The 17,531-nt window shown below is 54.8% G+C and carries 12 protein-coding genes; 3 read left to right on the forward strand and 9 right to left on the reverse strand.

Features of this window, described 5'->3' with window-relative positions; genetic code table 11:
* Nucleotides 1-10: 10 nt before the first annotated feature.
* The 9 genes from DW082_RS04720 to DW082_RS04760 all read right to left on the reverse strand — a co-directional run bounded on the left by DW082_RS04720 (nucleotide 11) and on the right by DW082_RS04760 (nucleotide 13,888).
* A complete protein-coding gene (locus tag DW082_RS04720; protein WP_055204975.1) occupies nucleotides 11-1,369 on the reverse strand; it encodes a sigma-54 dependent transcriptional regulator in 1,359 nt (452 codons plus the stop codon).
* An 85-nt stretch (nucleotides 1,370-1,454) separates the two neighbouring features.
* Entirely contained in the window at nucleotides 1,455-2,936 is a 1,482-nt protein-coding gene (locus tag DW082_RS04725; RefSeq protein WP_055204977.1) for a TolC family protein, read from the reverse strand.
* A 123-nt stretch (nucleotides 2,937-3,059) separates the two neighbouring features.
* Nucleotides 3,060-4,319, reverse strand: a complete 1,260-nt coding sequence (locus tag DW082_RS04730) for an FtsX-like permease family protein (RefSeq protein WP_118457585.1) — start codon at nucleotides 4,317-4,319, stop codon at nucleotides 3,060-3,062.
* A 34-nt stretch (nucleotides 4,320-4,353) separates the two neighbouring features.
* On the reverse strand, nucleotides 4,354-5,586 hold the full coding sequence (locus tag DW082_RS04735; RefSeq protein WP_259335511.1) for an ABC transporter permease: 1,233 nt from the start codon (nucleotides 5,584-5,586) through the stop codon (nucleotides 4,354-4,356).
* A 17-nt stretch (nucleotides 5,587-5,603) separates the two neighbouring features.
* Complete coding sequence (locus DW082_RS04740; RefSeq protein WP_081032600.1) at nucleotides 5,604-6,272, reverse strand: ABC transporter ATP-binding protein; 669 nt, start codon at nucleotides 6,270-6,272, stop codon at nucleotides 5,604-5,606.
* A 21-nt stretch (nucleotides 6,273-6,293) separates the two neighbouring features.
* Nucleotides 6,294-7,508 (reverse strand): efflux RND transporter periplasmic adaptor subunit, encoded by a 1,215-nt coding sequence (locus DW082_RS04745; protein ID WP_228385785.1) that lies wholly within the window; start codon nucleotides 7,506-7,508, stop codon nucleotides 6,294-6,296.
* A 153-nt stretch (nucleotides 7,509-7,661) separates the two neighbouring features.
* Nucleotides 7,662-8,936: an MBL fold metallo-hydrolase gene (locus tag DW082_RS04750; RefSeq protein ID WP_259335512.1), complete on the reverse strand. Its 1,275-nt coding sequence runs from the start codon at nucleotides 8,934-8,936 to the stop codon at nucleotides 7,662-7,664.
* Between the two features lie 34 nt (nucleotides 8,937-8,970).
* Complete coding sequence (locus DW082_RS04755) at nucleotides 8,971-9,672, reverse strand: hypothetical protein (RefSeq protein ID WP_101572778.1); 702 nt, start codon at nucleotides 9,670-9,672, stop codon at nucleotides 8,971-8,973.
* Nucleotides 9,673-9,721: 49 nt separating this feature from the next.
* Entirely contained in the window at nucleotides 9,722-13,888 is a 4,167-nt protein-coding gene (locus DW082_RS04760; protein WP_259335513.1) for a response regulator, read from the reverse strand.
* Nucleotides 13,889-14,346: 458 nt separating this feature from the next.
* On the opposite strand from DW082_RS04760, the gene DW082_RS04765 reads away from it, so the two are divergent.
* From DW082_RS04765 to DW082_RS04775, 3 genes are all read left to right on the forward strand, one after another.
* Nucleotides 14,347-14,778: a hypothetical protein gene (locus DW082_RS04765; protein WP_118457589.1), complete on the forward strand. Its 432-nt coding sequence runs from the start codon at nucleotides 14,347-14,349 to the stop codon at nucleotides 14,776-14,778.
* 10 nt (nucleotides 14,779-14,788) lie between these two features.
* A complete protein-coding gene (locus DW082_RS04770; RefSeq protein WP_118457590.1) occupies nucleotides 14,789-15,439 on the forward strand; it encodes a hypothetical protein in 651 nt (216 codons plus the stop codon).
* An 89-nt stretch (nucleotides 15,440-15,528) separates the two neighbouring features.
* Nucleotides 15,529-17,283, forward strand: a complete 1,755-nt coding sequence (locus DW082_RS04775) for an O-antigen ligase family protein (protein WP_118457592.1) — start codon at nucleotides 15,529-15,531, stop codon at nucleotides 17,281-17,283.
* Nucleotides 17,284-17,531: the final 248 nt, after the last annotated feature.

Consider the following 17,531-nt stretch of genomic DNA (forward strand, 5'->3'; position numbering starts at 1 on the left):
GGCGACGGACTTATTCCGGCAGACGGATGCCGTATTTTTCCAGCCGGCGGTAAAGCGCCTGCCGGCTTAGTCCCAGCGCCGTCGCGATTTTGGTGTGGTTGTTCCCGAATTGTTCGGCGGCTTTGCGGATCATGTTTTTTTCGATTTCCTCCAGCGAATGCACCGAATCGAACGCGGCCGTTGCGGACGATATTTCGGAGTATTGGGCCTTGAAATCCCGATCGGTCAGGACGTTTTTGTCCGATACCAGGATCGTCCGGTCTACCAGGTTTTTCAGTTCGCGGATGTTGCCGGGGTAGGGAAGTTTTTGCAGGTAGTCGATCGCTTCGGCCGAAACTTCCACCGCACGGATGCCGTTCAGTTCCCGCTGAAGACCGACGAAGTGATCGACCAACAGCGGAATATCGTCCGGACGCTCCCGCAGGGCCGGCATACGGATCGTGATCAGGTTGATCCGGTAGAACAGGTCTTCGCGGAACGAGCCGTCGCGCACCATCTCCTGCAGGTTGCGGTTCGTGGCGCTGATGATTCGGGTATCCACCTGTTTTTGTCGGCTGTCGCCGAGCGGCTCGAAAGTCTGATCCTGCAATACCCGCAGCAGTTTTACCTGGCTGACCATGTCCAGCTCGCCGATCTCGTCGAGAAAAATGCTCCCTTTGTCGGCCGTTTCGAAGCGACCGGTACGGTCGTAAAAAGCATCGGTGAAAGCGCCTTTTTTATGGCCGAACATTTCGCTTTCGAACAAGGACTGGGAGATTCCGCCCAGGTTGACTTTGACGAAAGGCGACTTGCTGCGCTTGCTGTTCTGGTGGATCGCTTCGGCGATCAGCTCCTTGCCCGTGCCGCTTTCGCCGGTAATCAGTACGGGCGCCGTGGTGCGTGCGATGCGCGAAGCCGTGTCGAGCACTTGCGTCAGCAGCGGCGACCGGCCGATGATGCGTTCGCGTCGGAATACCGTCTTCGCAGTGCTTTCCGCCGGGCGGGCCTGTTCTTTACTCTCTTCGTTGACCTGGATCGCCGTTCGGATCGTATTCAGCAGTGCGAGGTTGTTCCAGGGTTTGGTTACGAAGTCGAAAGCCCCGGCCCGGATGCCCCGGACGGCCAGGCCGATCGATCCCCAGGCGGTAATCAGGATGACCGGGACGTCCGGACAGAAAACTCTTGTTTTCCGCAGCAGTTCGAGTCCTTCTTCCCCCGTCGTGGTTTTCGAGTAGTTCATGTCCATCAGGATCAGTTCGGGGCATTGCCCGCGCACGAAGCCGAGCGCTTCGTGCGGATTTTCCGCCGAAGCGACTTCGTAGCCGGCGCGTTTCAGCACCAGGGACAGTGAAGAACGGATGGTCGCGTCGTCGTCGCAAATCAGGATCATACGGTTGTTTCTCGATTAAAAATTCAGGTAAATATAATAATATTCGACGGAGTATCCGACCGAGGAACGCAATTTCCGGGTACCGTTACCCGGGGTCGTATTCCGCCGTCAGCGGCCGGCCGCCGATAAAATCGTACAGCGTGAGGCTGCGTATCTGGTAGTAATAACTCCAGAGCCAGTGCATTTGCTCGATGTAATTCAGCAGCGCCGCGTCTTTCGACGAACGCGCGTCGTTCAGGTTGAGGATGTCGATTTTTCCCTGCACGAAAGCCTCTACGGAGGTGTCGTACCGTTTTTGCGCGAGGTCGGCCCGCTCCCGAGCCAGTTGCAGTTGGCGGGGCTGGTTATTGAAGTACTGTACGCGCAGGAAAACGTTCTGGCTGAAATCCATTTTCTCTTTCTCGATCCGGGATTCGGTCACTTCTTTGTCGGCCCCGGCTACCAGGACTCTCCCTTTTCGCTTCCCCCAGTCCAGAATCGGGATGCTGACCCCCACCGAGATCACCTGGTCGTTGCGGCGGTTGTGCGAACTGTACGCCCGGTAGAAGGCGTCGGCCGTTCCCGACAAGCCGAACGAAGCGAACAGGTTGACGTTCCACCGGTCGGCTTTGGCCTGGCTGACGTTGCGCGACGCTTCGAGCATCCTTTTTTGGATGTTTTGCGTGAACGGGTTGTTTTGCAGGGCCAGTTCGACCACTTCGCGGTAGCGCAGGGTCGGGATACGTTCGGCGATGAACGACGGAACGACGGCCTGCAATACGACGCTTTCGTCGATTCCGAGGAACGAACGCAACTGGAACATCCGGGCTTCGAGCGATATCTGCGCGTCGGTCAGGGCGGACTGCGCGTTCAGCAGGGTCTGTTTCATCTGCATCAGGTCGATCTCCGACTGGCGGCCGATACGGTGCTGGGCTTCGGTGATTCCGTAGAGACGTTCCGCATTGTCCAGGTTCTGCACCGAAATGTCGAGGTTGGTCTGGCCGGCCAGCAGGTCGAAATAGTACTGGATCACCGTCAGCGTCACTTCTTCCCGGTCGCTGATGCGCTTCCGGGAAGCTTCCCGGTATTTCACCGGTTCGATCCGTTGCAGCCATTTGATACGGTTGAAGCCGAACAGGGGTTGTTCGAGCGTAATGGTTCCCGGGATCGACCGGTAGTGGGTGTAGTCCCCGTCCCCGTATTGGCGCAGCCGCTCGAAGCTGCTCCCTACGGTGATTTTTCCGCCTGTCCACGGGATGTTCTGCGTGACGGAAATCCCGGCGTCGATCCGGTTGTAATTGTTTTCGACGTAGTTCCAGCTTCCGTCTTCGTTCTGCCTCGTATTGAAGGATTTGGAGTAGTACGGAACGGTTCCGCTCAGGACGACTTCCGGCAGCAGTTCCGTCCGGTAAGTCCGGTAGGCCCAGTAAGCGGACAGGTATTCGCTTTCGGCAGCTTTGGCCTGAACCGAACGCTCTTTTCCCAACCGGATGGCTTCGGTCAGTTCGAGCCGTACCGTATCTTGCGCATGGACCCGGGCGAGGCAAAAGCCCAGAATCGGGACGATGATACTGTATATCCGTTTCATCTTTTTCCGAATAAATGTGTTTGTGTATTTTCCGGCCGGATTGTATGCGTTGCGCCTTCGCGGATTTCCGGCTTGGGGAATGGATCGTCCGCCGAGAAAACGCGGCGGACGATCCCGGTTGCGTTATTCTTCCCGCAGAACGTCTGCCGGCGGGACTTCGGACGCCTGTCGGGCGGGATACCATACGGCGAACACCGAGACGATCGCGAGGAATACGGACGTCGCCGCGAAATTGATCGCGTCCTGCTCGGCTCCGATACCCCATGCCGCACGGTTGGCGATCGGAATTCCGATCGCTTCGACCAGGTCTGTTTTCGACAGGTTCAGGCATACGGCCGTGCCGATTACGCAGGCCATGCTCAGCAACAGCAGGGTTTCGGAGACGATCATACGCCTCACCTTTCGTTTGGACGAACCCATCGCCACACGCAGGCCGATCTCGCTGCGGCGGGCCTGTACCCGGAACCAAAAGCTGCCCAGCAGTCCGAGGAATACGTTGATTACCAGAAATCCGATGATGGCGTATACGCCTTTCATGTGGTAAAACGTACTTTCGTCGCTCGCTTTTTTCTCGTTTTCGATCGGGGTGACCGACAGCAGGAAGTAGGGACCTATGGTGAATTGCTCGCGCATGTCGCGGGTAAACCTTTCCGCGAAATCCGTTTCGGCTTCGGGTCGTATCCGTACCATGATGTCCTGTGTGGGGTCGGCGCGTTCCGGGGTCAGCGGATGGAATACGAGCGACATCGGATTGCTTCCGTAACGGATGATTCTTACCGGTTTCGTGATTCCGGTCACATGCAGGGCGAACGACGAGTCGCCCCACGACGGAAGCACGGTATGTATTTCGGAGATCGGTTCGTGGAACTCCGTGTAAGATCCGAACAGCCTGCCTTTTGCATCGAACGGCGAGATGACCGCCGCTTTCGGATCGGTGCCGTCGAACAGCTTTCCCTGTTGCAGGTCGATCCTGAAAACGTTGAAAAAGTCGGATGTTACATGCACTTCCTGCGTATTGCATATTTTTCGTCCGCCGACCGTATCGGAATTGACTACGAATCCATTCTGCGCGTAACTGCCTCCGTAGGGAAGACTCCAGCTTCCGAATGCGACGGTTTCTATGCCGGGATAGCGTTCGATGCGTTCCTTTAAGGTCCGCAGCGTGGCGTACCGGTCGGTTTCGGGCAGGTCGGCCCGTTTGCTCAACTGAATGCGGTAGGTGTGCCGGACGTTGATTCCGTTTTCTGCATAGTAACTGCGGTACAGCGAGAAGCCGTAATCGCAGCAGAACCAGAGTATACAGAAGACGACCGTGTATTCGAGCAGTAGCCATGCGTTGCCCCGGCGTTCGTTCCAAATGATTTTGAAAATATGTCGTGTCATTTTCTGTTGTTTTGATGGAGTGAATCGACGATGTTCATCCGCGATGCCCGGTAAGCCGCGCGCCGGCCGAAATCAAATTCAGTACGAGGCATACGACGAAAATGGCCAGAAACGTGGTGCCGGAGACGAGGGCGTTCAGCGGAAGGCTGCCGTCGGCCGGGATGCCGAGCAGCCATTTGCGCATTCCGAAAACGATCCCGTAAGAGAGTCCAAGCCCGATGATCCCGCCGATCAGCGTGGTGATTAGGTTTTCGTACAGCACCTGGATCAGGATGACGTGCCGTTTGGCTCCGAACGCTTTGCGGATACCGATTTCAGCCATCCTTTTGCGGATGCGCGAGAGGCTGAATCCCGAAAGGTTCAGGGCGGGAACCAGCAGCATGACGGCGAACAGGAAAACGGTTCTGCGGCGCGTTTTCCGGGCGTAGTCGCTTATCTGTTCCGAAGTAGTTCCCCGGGCGCTGACTGTCGCCAGTGCCCGGTGGTCTCTGGGACCGGCAAAGTCCACGAATTTCGGCGATTTCTCGAAGTCGAGTTTCCGTTTGGCCTCGTTTACTTCTTCCCGTATTTTCGGGAAGTCGGCAGTGTTCCGCGCCAGCAGCATGACGTCGTAGTAACTTCGTTCGTAGCCGGGACTCGCAGTGTAGGGAATCCATACTTCGCTATAAGCCTCCTGGAACAGCGGAGATACGTTCCGTACGATGCCGGTTACCCGGTAGGAGTTGAAATCGATTTCGATGTTTTTCCCGATCGGATCCTCCCCTTTGAATAGCATTTTGGCCATGGTTTCCGACAGCACGGCTGTCCGGATTCCCGATTCGAAATCCTCCCGGGCATACGGTTTTCCTGCGGTGAACGTATGGGTATAGAGTTTCCAGTAATCGGCGTCAGTTCCCCGGACGGACTGGTACAGGGCATCTTTTGCCCCTTCTCTTTTTACGACGGCGACGTTATTGACTGTTGCGACGACCAGCTCCGGAGTTTTCATCGCGGGGACGATGTAGTTTTTCAGGGCGTCGTAGGGAAGGCCGCCGTAGCTCTGATAACTCTTGTTTCCTCCGCTGGTATCGCGTACCGCAAAGGAGACGAGGTACAGCGTGCGGTCTCGAAAGGCTTCCGGGGCGACCGAGGCGTTTTTGATTTGAAATGTTACGATCATCGTCATGATCATCATAATCGCGAGCGCCGTTCCCAGTATCGAGATGACGCTGATGAAGGGATTCTGTTTCAGCATCCCGACGGCTTGTCTGAAGTAGGTCTTGTACATAGTTCGCTCGTTTGGGGTTATTCAATGCGCCGTCCGTCGAAGAAGCGGACGATCCGCTGCGTCTTTCGGGCCATGTGCTCGTCGTGGGTCACCATGACGATGGTCGTCCCTTCCCGGTTGAGTTCGAACAGCAGGCGCATGATCTCTTCGCCCGTTTTGCTGTCGAGGTTGCCGGTCGGTTCGTCGGCCAGGATGATTTTCGGATTGCCGATTAGCGCCCGCGCGATCGCCACCCGTTGGCACTGTCCGCCCGAAAGCTGCGAAGGGAAGTGTTTCGTCCGGTGCGAGAGCCCCACTTTTTCGAGTACGGCCCTGGCCGTTTCCCGGCGCGATTTTTCGGTCGATTTGCGGTAGAGCAGAGGCAGTTCGACGTTGTCCAGCACGTTCAGCGAGTTGATCAGGTGAAAACTCTGGAAGACGAATCCCAGCGTTTTATTTCGGAACTCCGCCATTTCGGCGTCTTTCATCCGGCCCGTGGCGGCGCCGTCCACCGTGACGGCGCCTTCGGTCGGCACGTCGAGCAACCCGATGAGGTTGAGCATCGTACTCTTGCCGCAGCCCGAAGGCCCCATGACCGAGAGAAATTCGCCCGCTTTCACTTCGAGATTGACGTTTTCGAGCGCTACGGTTTCGACCTCTTTGGTCTGGTAGATTTTCGTGACCCCCTGCAAGTTGATAATTCCCATTTCGTGTTCGTTTTAGGTGAGTTAGTTTTTGCGTATTTTGAGCGTTTGTTTATCTTTATAGCGTTCCATGTCGGAGAGGATGACCCGGTCGCCTTCGTTCAGGCCGTCCGTGATTTCTACATATTCGTAACTGCTTTCGCCCAGCGATACTTCCCGTTTTTCGGCGCGTCCTTCCCGTACGATCCAAAGGTCGTAAAGTCCCGGCCCGTATTTGAAGAACGTACCGTTCGGGATGCGCAGCACGTTTTGCCGCAATCCGTATAGGACGTGGATGTCGACGCTGAGACCGCTCCGCAGGCCCGGGTGGTCGGCCTCGTCCGGAACGACCGTGAAATAGACGATGCCGTTGGTAACCGAAGGCGTGACCGTAACGACGGTTCCCCGGAGTTCGGTATCCCCGGTTTTGATGACAGCTTTCGCCCCGACGGACAGTTTTTCACGGTGTTGGTCTCCTATTTCGCAGTCGACCTTGAGGCGGGTCAGGTCGGAAACGACCGCGACCTGGGTTCCCTGGGGTACCTGCGATCCGATCTGCCGGTTAATGAAGGTCAGGGTCGCTTTTCGCGGCGACAGTATCCGGGCGTCTTTCAGCAGACGTGCTTTCTCTTCGAGCGTTTTGTCCAGGATGCCCAGTTCCAGTTCTTGCACGCGGAGTTCGGCTCGGGCGTTCTTGTGTTCGTTTTCGATCTTTTGTTCCAGTAGTTGTAGTTCGAGCTTCGTCTCTTCGTAGTTGAGTTCGGCGCGGCGGATCTTGTCCGGCGTGCCGGCGCCGATGCTGTCGAGGTACCGTTCGTCCTGTAGATCCGTATACAACTGTTTTGCCTGCATACTTTTTACCCGGCGCTGCATTTCCAGTTCGGAGATCGTGCCGTTCAGCCGGACGCGGGCCTGTTCCAGTTTGCTTTTCATCATCTCGCGTTCGTCCAGTTTCTGCCGGTATTCCGTTTCTACCGAGGCGAGTTCCAGTTTGAGGAGAGGGTCTCCTTCGTCTACCGAATCCCCCGGATTTTTATATACTTCCAGAATCCGGGTATTGATCGGGGTGACGATGATCTCCTCTTGCAGCGGCATCAGTTTGCCCGATGCGCTGACGCTGATCTCGATCGGGCCCCGGTCGACTTTTCGGATGAAAAGTTCGTTCTCATGCAGGTCGTTTCCCAGTACTCGGGACAGAATGAGCAGCGCGGCCGTCGCCGCGGTTCCCGTGACGGCGAGCCGCAGCAGTCGTTTCAGCATTTTTTGTTTTTTTACTTCGGCAGGTATTTCCCGATCCATATTCTGTCTTTTGTACGGGGTGTGACAGCAATAGGAATGCCTGGAATGTTGTGTTTTGTTAGTCAGTTTGTTGTCTTTTGTGCGGGTGTCCGGAAACGGACATAAGCGTCCGTTTTACATGATTTTTAGGACAAAAAGGCGCCGGGTAGGATGTTCCGGGGATGAGGTTGAGCCGATCTGTTTCGGAATCCCGGGGGAATCTTCCGTTCCGCATTGCGGCATACCTTGTAGATGGAGCAGGAAGGGTAAAGCGGGCCCCGGCTTCGAAAGACCGGGGCCCGCTTCGAAACCGGATGCCCGGTTCGCTCCGTCCTTACCACCATTTGCCGCTCGTGGCGACCGTATCGCGAAGACTCGTTTTTTCACCGATCCGGGGCGTGAGAAGTCGGTACGGCCGGCGGCCGATGCTTTGCGGATGTTGTCCAGCGGCTCGTGCCACGGGTGTTTGCACAACGCATACTTCGAGTTGTGCACCGTAAGTACGGTTCGGGGTTTCAGATCGTCGATCGCCCGGACCAGTTCGTCGGGCATCAGGTGGATGTAACGCCAATCCCGGTCGTATTGCCCGTTCTCCATGACGGCCAGGTCGATGCCGGGGAATTTTTCGCCTATCTCCGCGAAATGGGTGTCGTAGCCGCCGTCTCCCGACAGGTAAATCCGCTGCGGGCCGTCTATCATGAACGAGGCCCACAGCGTCCGATCCCTTTTTAGTATCCGGTTCGAATAGTGCCGGGCGGGCAGGCAGTGTATCGCGAGCCGGTCGTCCGCATACAGCGTGTCGTACCAGTCCATTTCGGCAATGCGCTCCGGCGGGAATCCCCAGTATTCGAAATGTTCGCCTACGCCCAGGGGGCAGACGACCTTTCCGACGCGGTTTTTCAGCCGTTTTACCGTGTTGTAGTCCAGGTGATCCCAGTGTTCGTGGGTGACGATCAGGAAGTCGACGTCGGGAATGTCGTCGGGCGTATAGACGTCCGTGCCTTTGAACGGCCGGAACATGAGCGACATCGGGGGACGGTTCGTCAGTACCGGATCGACGAGGAACCGCTTGCCGCCGCTCTGGATAAAATAGGACGAATGCCCGAACCATACGACCGTTTCTTCGTTCCGGTCGAGCCCGTGCAGGTCGGTTTTTACGGTCGGTAGGTCGTTTTCGGGTTTCAGATCGCGCCGTTTACCGAACAAGAAATGCCATATCCCGCTCAGGCCGCCTTTTTCCGCCGTCGTAATGGGCGTCGGGTGGATGTTATGGAATTTGCCGTCGCGGTAGTTCGGCGAACGCCCGATGCGTTCCAGTCGTTCGCCTCGCGGCGCCCGGCCGAAGGAGGGGTGGTTCAGTACGGCGGCGGTCGTTCCGGTCAGTACCGCGAGTATAATCAAGAAGATCATCGGTTTTTTCGTCGAATGGGAAATATTCGTTTAATTAGTACGGATCGTATACGACGCCTAAATTGCCGTCCAGGTCGTAACAGTAGAATTTTCCGTTCCGGATTACGTAGAATTCATCCGGGGAATCCGCCGCATGATATGTTTTGGCGCCGTTCCTCGTCCGAACTTCCAACTCCTGCAAGCTGTGGGAACCGTCCGCGAAAGCATTGTCGAGATAATGTCTGCCGCCTTGTTCGTAAACGGTATAAACGCTGGAAAACTGATCCCTGAAACGGCCCAGTACCGTTTTGTCGTCCGAGTCGGACGGCTGCTTGCGTCTGTCGGCCGTTTCGGTCTTTTGCTCCGGCTCGTTCAGGGAATCGACCGAAGAATCGGCCGGAGGCGCATCGGTTTCCTGTCCGTTTCGAGTCTCTTCCCCGGATTTCAGCCTGGTGACGACCGAGTCCCCGTTCATCGAAGTCGCCGCGTAAGAAGGGGCCGATCCGTATTCTTTGTATTCGATGAACAGAGCGGTGTATTTTACGTCGGTGTTTTTCCGGATATTCGACGCGATCAGGCTCAGCCGGGCGGCGTCGTACTGCTGCCCGTCGGTCAGTACCTCGTAAAAGATAAGATTTTCGTATGTTCTCGTGCTCGCCCTGTCTGTTTTATAGGCGGGGGTTTCCATCCTCGTGATGTCGCAGGATTGCAGCAGAAGTCCGGACAGGATGCTGAGACAGCATGTAATGTTTTTCATAGGCGAAACGGTGTTTTGTTTTTTTGCGGGCGGCCGGTCCCGCGTCGGTTTAGGGTTTATGACAGTATTTTCGCAGTACGGCCATGAGTTTCGTCTTGTCGATGGGTTTCAGGAGGTATTCGTTGCATCCGGCTTCGAGCGCTGCCAACTGATCCGTGTCGAAAGCGTGGGCCGTCAGGGCGACGATCGGGATCTCCGGATCGAATTTCCTGATTTCCGCGGTCGCCGTCAGCCCGTCCATCACGGGCATTCTCATATCCATCAGCACCAGGTCGGCCCGCCCGCTCCCGGCGATTTCCACGGCTTCCCGGCCGTTCTTCGCATGGATCAGGTCGAAGCGCTTCTCCAGCAGGGCCGAAACCAGCCGGTAATTGCTCGGAATATCCTCTGCGACCAGGATCGTTTTACGTTCGGGGATATCCGGCGTTTCGGTCAGGGAGTCCAATTGCTTCTCAAAAGGCTGGACTTCGGCATTGCAAGGCAACACGGCCCAGAAAAGCGATCCTTCGCCGTAGCGCGATTCGTACCCTACGTAGCCTCCCATCGATTCGGCGATCGCCTTGCAGATCGAAAGGCCCAGACCCGTTCCCTGGGCGAATTCGTCCAGCTTTTCGAAACGGTGGAATACTTTGTGCTTTTTATCTTCCGGGATTCCGATGCCGCTGTCTTTCACGTAGAGCCGGATGCCTTCGTCTTTCGATTCGTACCCCATCTCGATAAATCCTTTCCGGGTGTATTTGATCGCGTTGGTCACGTAGTTGGTCATGATTTGGGCGATACGGTTCTTGTCCAGCCTGACTTTACAGCCGGAGTAGGGGTTGCTTGCTATCAGCCGTACGCCGGGATTGGTCATGCGCTGTTTCATCGAGGTCACCATGTCGTCGAAATATTCCGACAGGTCGAAGTCCTCGTATTGCAGTTCGACCGATCCCGATTCGATTTTCGACAAATCCAGAATATCGTTGATCAGTTTCAGCAGCAGTTCGTTGTTGATATGGATGATTTTGATGTATTCCTCCTTCTCCTGCTGTTCGGTCGTTTCCATCAACAAGCCGGAGAATCCGACGATGGCGTTCAGCGGCGTACGGATCTCGTGGCTCATGTTGGCCAGAAAAGCCGATTTCAGTTTGTCGGACTGCTCAGCGAGCGCTTTGGCCTGTTTCAGTTCTTTGATCATCCGTTCGCGTTCGGTCACGTCGTCTATGCGGACTACGACTCCGTCGATCGTCCGGTCGCTTCTGAATACGGGAGTTGCGAATACTTCGACCGTATGTCCGTTGTCGAACGTGAATTTGGCCTGTTCCATCTGACGCGAGCGCATCGAAAGCTGCATGACGCAGTTTTCGCAGGGCGACGTGCGGCCGCGGGTGCTTTGGTAGCAGATCGTGCCTTTCCGGTAGGCTTTGTGCGACAGACTGGCCGAACACATCGAGATATTTTCCCATTGGACGATGTAATCCGTAGAGATGTACGCCAGGCCGGAGTTGGCGTTGTTGAGCACCATTTCGTTTTGTCGGATCAGGTGGTTCAATTCCTCGCGGTTCTTCAAAAGGGTCAATTCGGTCTGCTTGTGTTCCTCGATGTTGATCGTCATGCCGAACATATAGGTATATGGGATATCGTCGCGCAGGGTCGTTTCGAGCATGCCGCGCGTTTGCCACCATTCGTAAACGCCGCTGTTGCGGAGATCGGCCCGGTACTCCACGTTCCATTCGTCGGTCTCGTTACGGATCAGCCTCTGGATGGACTCCATAAAGAGTTTTCGTTCGTCCGGATGAATGAAACGTATGAATTTTTCGAGTGAATCGGAGTGTAAAATATCGCGTCCGAACTTGTCGGAACCTTCGCCGAAACTGATCTTGTCCTTCTCCGGTTCGTAGAACCAGGTGTACGCATTCATCGCCTCCATCGTGATGTTGAGCACTTTGGCGCGGCGTTCGAGGTCGTTCTGCAGGCTTTGATCCCAGCGGACGTTCAGCAGCAGGCGCCTGCCGTCGTCGTAAACGACGCTTTTGCGGACGAGCGTGTCGTAGACGCGTCCGTCTTTCAGTTCGATATGCTCCAATCCGAAATAGGGCTTGCCGGTGGCGAAGACCTCCTTGTCGGTCTTTTCGATACGGGCCACCTTGTCGGGATCCATCACGTCGTAAGTGGTCGTATCCTCGCTGGTGCCGAACAGGCGCTTGCTCTCGTCGTTGCAGAAAACGTAACGGAAATTGTCGTCGACGTCCTTGATGTGGATCGAGACGGGGATGCTGTTGAGGATGGTTTCCTGCAGTTGTTTCTTTTTTTGGAGTTCCGTATTGTTTTTGCGCGTGCCGATGAACTTCGTCGCCTTCCCTTCTCCGTCCTTCTGATAAGAGGAGCCGTTGATGGTGCAATATTGCCATTCGTCGGGGTATCCGGGAAGTTTGATCCGGACGTCGAACTTGAAAGAACAGGCTTCCCCCGCGCACATCTTTTGCAGGGTCTCCAGGGCGGGGGCTTCGTCTCCGGGATAGATGCAACTCAGGTAGTCGTCGATAGTGAGCGGTCGGGCATGATCGTAGCCGTTGAGCGGTTCGTTGTCGCTGAAAAAGAGTCTTTGCCGTACGTCGAACTCCCAGAGCATGATGTCGGCATCCTGCATTGCCAGCTCCATCTTGCGTTTGTTTTGGCGGAGTTCGTCGTCGGTATGTTCCTGTTCAGTCACGTCGCGGACGATGAAAACGTAATTTTCGATTCGTCCGGAAGCGTCGATCACGGGATGTCCGTCGCATTCGATCTGCAGGACGCCCTCCTGCGAAGTAGCGTAGAAGCCGGCGTCTTTCACCGCGTCGAAATGGTAAGCGAAGGTCGCATGGGTATTTATTCCTTTCGTCACGCCTTCTTTTATTTCGATGGGCAGGTTCGGATTGTCCTGGATGTTGATCCGCGAGAGGTCGAAATTTTCTTTGTCGAGCCCGAAGATCCGGTAATCGGTATCGTTCAGGAACAGAAGCCGCCCGTCCGTTCCGTAAACCTCGACGCCTACGGGCAGCGAGTCCAGAATGGTTTTGGTTTGCCGGTACAGGTTTTCATACTCGTTCCGCAGCGACACGCGTTCGGTGACGTTTTCGATTTTCAGTACGACGCCTTCCGCCGTTCCGTTGCCGGCGACGACCGGACTGGCCGTCATGTCGATCCATATCCGCGATTGAATCCTCTTTTCGATGCGCTGCACGGTTTTTTCCCGGAATGCCGCTTCGACGAATTTCCGGGTGTGCGAATTTTGCATCCGGTGTTCGTTTTTGTAGCACGGCTCGCCGACCTCGAAAAAGCGGGTGCCGTCGTCGAATTCGGGCGGCAGCACATGGGCGGTGTTTTCCCAGGCCACCCGGTAATCGGGCGTGATGTAGACGAAGCCGCAGGCGGCGTTGTTCATGATCAGCGCATTCTGTTTGAGCAGCTCCTCGCGGCCGTTTTTATCGGCCAGTTCCCGCGTAACGTCTTTCTGCGAGCCGACGATAACCGAAACTTTTCCGTCGGGCGCGTATTCCTGCGCCATGGCGTGTACGTTGATCCAGATTTGTTTGCCGTGGATGTCGGTGATCGGCAAAGTCGCTTCGGCCCGGTCGGTTTCCCGACCGGTTATTTTCCCGAACAGTTCGGATACCCGGTGGCGGTACTGCGGGTCGATCCGGGCGAGGAACTCGTCGTAAGTCAGGCGGTCTCCGATCACCTCGTTATCGTGTTTGGTCGAAATAATCCCTTTTTCCACGTCGAAACTCCAGGAAGTGAGCCCTCCGACCGTCATGGCCAGCGAAAGTTCGTTCCGGATCATGCGTTCGGTTTCCAGTTGTTTTTTGACGGCCGGGGTCGTGTTGCGCACATAAGAGATGACATGGTTTTCGCCGAGCGGGGCGACTCCCGATTCGATGTATTCGCCGTCCACTTCGTATTCGAATCGCCCGGGTTCTCCGGTCGCCAGCACCCGGTCGAAAATTTCGTTGAACTTCACGAACTGGTCGTGCAGCAGGGAGGATTCGTCGTTGATGTAATCCATGATATTGCTGCCTATGTACGACTCTATGCGGTATTTCTCGATGGATACGGAAGACGGATGGTAAACTTCGATGAGATTCTTGTTTCGGTCGTACAGAAAAGTCGTCAGCGGCAACGTTCCGAGAATGTACCGGTATAATTCCGCGGCTTGTTCGGCCGGGAGGGATTCGTTTAAGGGTTTGGAGATCTTCATGGCGCAGGGAGCTGAAAAAACGGTTTTGTCGGCACGGCTGCGGATCTGTTCTTCTGCGGGGGAAACAGATCCCTTCGCCCGGCTGCGAAATCGACGAGTCTATTCATTGGGCATGTTATCATGCCGTTACGTTTGTTTTTGTTATAATCCGAGCGTAAAGATAGTTTTTTAAAATAGACTTTTCAAAACCAGAATTTATTAAAAACATAAAAGAAGGAAAAGAAATATACTTATCCATATCAGTCAATATCCGTGAGAAAGTACAGAGATTTAATGATAAAAAGAAATTGTTATTTGCAAAACATCCCCAATTTGCTTCATTAACAGAAAATGCGAGAAATAATTATTTTCGAGTTTGTCTTCGGAATTCATTAAATGTAAATAAAAAACTATTGGAATTAGGCATTAATATAAATCACCCATTAACCAAAGGAGGTGTATCCGAAAATTATGGCAGTATGGACGATGTTTTGAAGTACCTCGCTAATTGGATGGAAAAAAGCGACTATGTAGAAATCGTTGTAATTAAATATGCTGATGGTACGATCGCCACATATGTCGATGACAGAAATACGGCTACGGAATTTCACTTACCTTTAGAAACAAAAAACAATGATGGCAAACGATATTTTCCTGCGGGAGGCAGTAATTCACCGGTTACTTATATAGCACACACACATAAAAGCGGCTCTGAGCCTCAGGGGAAAGACGAGTCGACAATTCGTGCCGGCATAACATCGGCTATTTATTATGATGGCGCTTTTCATGAATCGGTAATTAATGAAAAAAATAATATCAATCACCGTTTTTTCATGCTTTGTCATGTCAGGCGGTTTTGCTCAACAGAGCACATTATTTCGGAAAACGATCGAGAACAACAGCCGCGATGATACTGAATTTATGGAAAAAGGTTACGAAATGGCAATACCGAACGGCTCGTATAACTTCGACAGTAAAACGGACATCGAGATGCTTTTTTTCGGAGATCTCAATGCCAGGATCGAATATTTTCTGTCTCCTTCATTCGAAAGTCCGGACGGATTGCGAATTTTAAAGGATTCAACAAACAATGCGTATTTGCTGGAGGTAAAACGTATCGCGAACTGGAAAGAAGTAGAAAATCGACTGTCTGAAAAATATCCTTCGATAGGCATTCCGGGCGAGATATATTTCTCAACACCGGAAAACATACGAAAGTTAACCCGAGAGCATAACAACGCCATGTATCGCAAAAGAGAGAAAGAAAGGCTGAAACTCTATGCGGTCGAAACACAAACGTTTCCGATAAGTCATCGGTTCGCAGAAGCGTTGTATGCCGGGTTCGTCACGTCGATAGAAGGCTTTGCTATGAAAGGAAGACCGGCAATGACAGGCGACGGTTACAGTGTGACTTTCCGCTGCGTCGTCGATGACGATGTTTGGACATTGACTATCCAAAATCCTCGGGTGGAAAACATCCTCGAACTGTCCGATCTGTGCAAACGAATCATCGAAGACGCGGAAGCGGGCCGATTCGACGAATCGAAGTATATCGGATCGTTAGAGAATTAATGCGCTTGTCAAAAACCCGGACGAGCGGAGCGGTCGCCGAATCGCTCCGCTTGTTTTACACTTAAATTAATATCTAACCGGCAATCCGGATGAACGGCCACGGCATTTCAGAATACCCGGCGAAGACGCGAAAATACGGAGTCTTCACCCTGTCCTTTATCATCGTGATCGGGATGGGATTTTGCTACGTCGATCTGTTTACGGATGCCGGGTGGAAATCGAAATGGTACTGGCTTTATACCGCCGTATCCGTCTGCGGCCTATCGTTCTTTCTTACCGGAGCGGGGCGCCCGGAAACCGGGAAAACGTTCCGGATCGGGCTGCCGGACTGCCTGCTGGCGGCGCTCGTGCTGTACTGCCTGTCCAGGGCCGCCGCCGGGCAATTCGCGGAAGCTTTCCTGATGCGGTGCACCGCGTTCCTGCCGATCTACTGTCTGGCCGGCCGCGTAGTCCGGAACCGGTCGTTCGAACCGCTGTCGGCAGCGGTTGCGGCATCCGCACTGCTCCTGGCCCTGTACGGCATCGCGCAGTACGCAGGGCTGCTGCCGGCCGGAAAAACGTTCCGGGTAGTCGGAAATTTCGATAACCCGGCGGGTTACGCCTCGATGCTGGCGCTGAGCGTCCCTTTCATCCTGTATTTCGCCTTATCCGGCCGACGCCGGATGCGGTATGCGGTCGGCGTCGTCTGTGCAATCGTCGTCGGGGCGATCGTCTTGTCCGGTTCCCGCACCGGAATACTGGCCGTCGCAGCGACCGGTCTTCTGTACGCCGTAAGGCGGCGCAGCGACTTCCTTAGACGCACGACGGCCTGGAAGAAAATCGTACTGGCAGCAACGGCCGTTTCCGTCGCGGCCGGATTGTATTTCATAAAAAAAGAGTCGGCCGACGGACGGCTGCTCATCGGCCGATGCACCTGGGAGATGATCCGCGAAAAACCGCTGACCGGACACGGATACCGGTGTTTCGAAGCCGGGTACATGCTCCGGCAGGCGCGTTATTTCGAACGGAATCCCGAAAGCGGATTCGCTCCGCTGGCCGACAACGTAAAACACCCGTTCAACGAGTTTCTGCTGTTGACCGCAGAATTCGGAGCCGTCGCCCTGCTGCTGACGGCGCTGTGGATCGCAAGCCTGATCCGGGCTTATCGGAAAAACCCGAACGACGAATCGCACACGCTCGCGACGGCACTGTCGGCCGCGGCGGCGCTTTGCTGTTTTTCATACCCGCTCTCGTATCCGTTCACCGGGTCGATCGTCGCACTCGCGGCAGGCGGCCTGACGGCCCAGTCGCGCCGAAGTTGCGAACGGTTCCGCGCGCGGCGGGCTTCCGGAATCCTCGCCGCGCTGTCGTCCGCCGCGCTGCTGGGATTTACTGCGAAAGAAATGTATTACGAAAACCGATGGCACCGCGTGCAGAAAACCGCATCGTCCGATCGCCCGCCGCTGCCGGAATACGAGCGACTGTACCCGTTTTTGGATAAAAACGCTTATTTCCTCTACAATTACGCAGCGGAATTGAATGATGCGGGCGAAGCGGACAAAAGCCTCGAAGCGGCGACGGCCTGCGAAAAAATGCTGAACGACTACGACGTGCAGATGTTGAAAGCCGATGCCCACAAAAAGCGGCGCGATTTCCGCCGGGCGGAAGCCTGTTACCTGCTGGCGTCGCGAATGTGCCCCGGACGATTCATGCCGCTGTACGAACTGGTGAACGTATACGACAGCACGAACCGGCCGGACAGGGCGCAGGCTCTGGCGGCGGAGATCGCAGACAAACCCGTAAAAATACCGTCGGGACTCGTCTCCGCAATAAAAATAAAAATGCGGGAACGAGTCGGCGACTAATGCTAATTGCTGTTTCCTTCTTGTAGCCCCGCGCGCGCAGTCTCGAATGGCTCCGGAGTAGGCCGGAATGACAACAACATCAGAATCGGAGATACCGACGAGCTGTTCTACAGGAAAGACAAGAATGGATGGATTTCGCTGGGCAGGCAAAAGGCCCGGGATATCAAACTGACTTTCCACGACATACCGAACAAGGCCCTCTTTCTCTTACTGTATCTCAGCCCGGACAAGGAAATCGAATATTTACG

The organism is Alistipes sp. AF48-12 (assembly GCF_003477565.1).
In the GTDB taxonomy this organism is placed as follows: Bacteria; Bacteroidota; Bacteroidia; order Bacteroidales; family Rikenellaceae; genus Alistipes_A; species Alistipes_A hominis.

Excerpts from the sequence above, each read along its gene's own strand:
- DW082_RS04725 (WP_055204977.1), bottom strand. The coding sequence starts at position 2,936 with ATGAAACGGATATACAGTATCATCGTCCCGATTCTGGGCTTTTGCCTC.
- DW082_RS04755 (WP_101572778.1), bottom strand. The coding sequence starts at position 9,672 with ATGAAAAACATTACATGCTGTCTCAGCATCCTGTCCGGACTTCTGCTG.
- DW082_RS04770 (WP_118457590.1), top strand. The coding sequence starts at position 14,789 with ATGGAAAAAGGTTACGAAATGGCAATACCGAACGGCTCGTATAACTTC.
- DW082_RS04735 (WP_259335511.1), bottom strand. The coding sequence starts at position 5,586 with ATGTACAAGACCTACTTCAGACAAGCCGTCGGGATGCTGAAACAGAAT.
- DW082_RS04765 (WP_118457589.1), top strand. The coding sequence starts at position 14,347 with ATGGACGATGTTTTGAAGTACCTCGCTAATTGGATGGAAAAAAGCGAC.
- DW082_RS04720 (WP_055204975.1), bottom strand. The coding sequence starts at position 1,369 with ATGATCCTGATTTGCGACGACGACGCGACCATCCGTTCTTCACTGTCC.
- DW082_RS04745 (WP_228385785.1), bottom strand. The coding sequence starts at position 7,508 with ATGCTGAAACGACTGCTGCGGCTCGCCGTCACGGGAACCGCGGCGACG.
- DW082_RS04775 (WP_118457592.1), top strand. The coding sequence starts at position 15,529 with ATGAACGGCCACGGCATTTCAGAATACCCGGCGAAGACGCGAAAATAC.
- DW082_RS04740 (WP_081032600.1), bottom strand. The coding sequence starts at position 6,272 with ATGGGAATTATCAACTTGCAGGGGGTCACGAAAATCTACCAGACCAAA.
- DW082_RS04760 (WP_259335513.1), bottom strand. The coding sequence starts at position 13,888 with ATGAAGATCTCCAAACCCTTAAACGAATCCCTCCCGGCCGAACAAGCC.
- DW082_RS04750 (WP_259335512.1), bottom strand. The coding sequence starts at position 8,936 with ATGATCTTCTTGATTATACTCGCGGTACTGACCGGAACGACCGCCGCC.
- DW082_RS04730 (WP_118457585.1), bottom strand. The coding sequence starts at position 4,319 with ATGACACGACATATTTTCAAAATCATTTGGAACGAACGCCGGGGCAAC.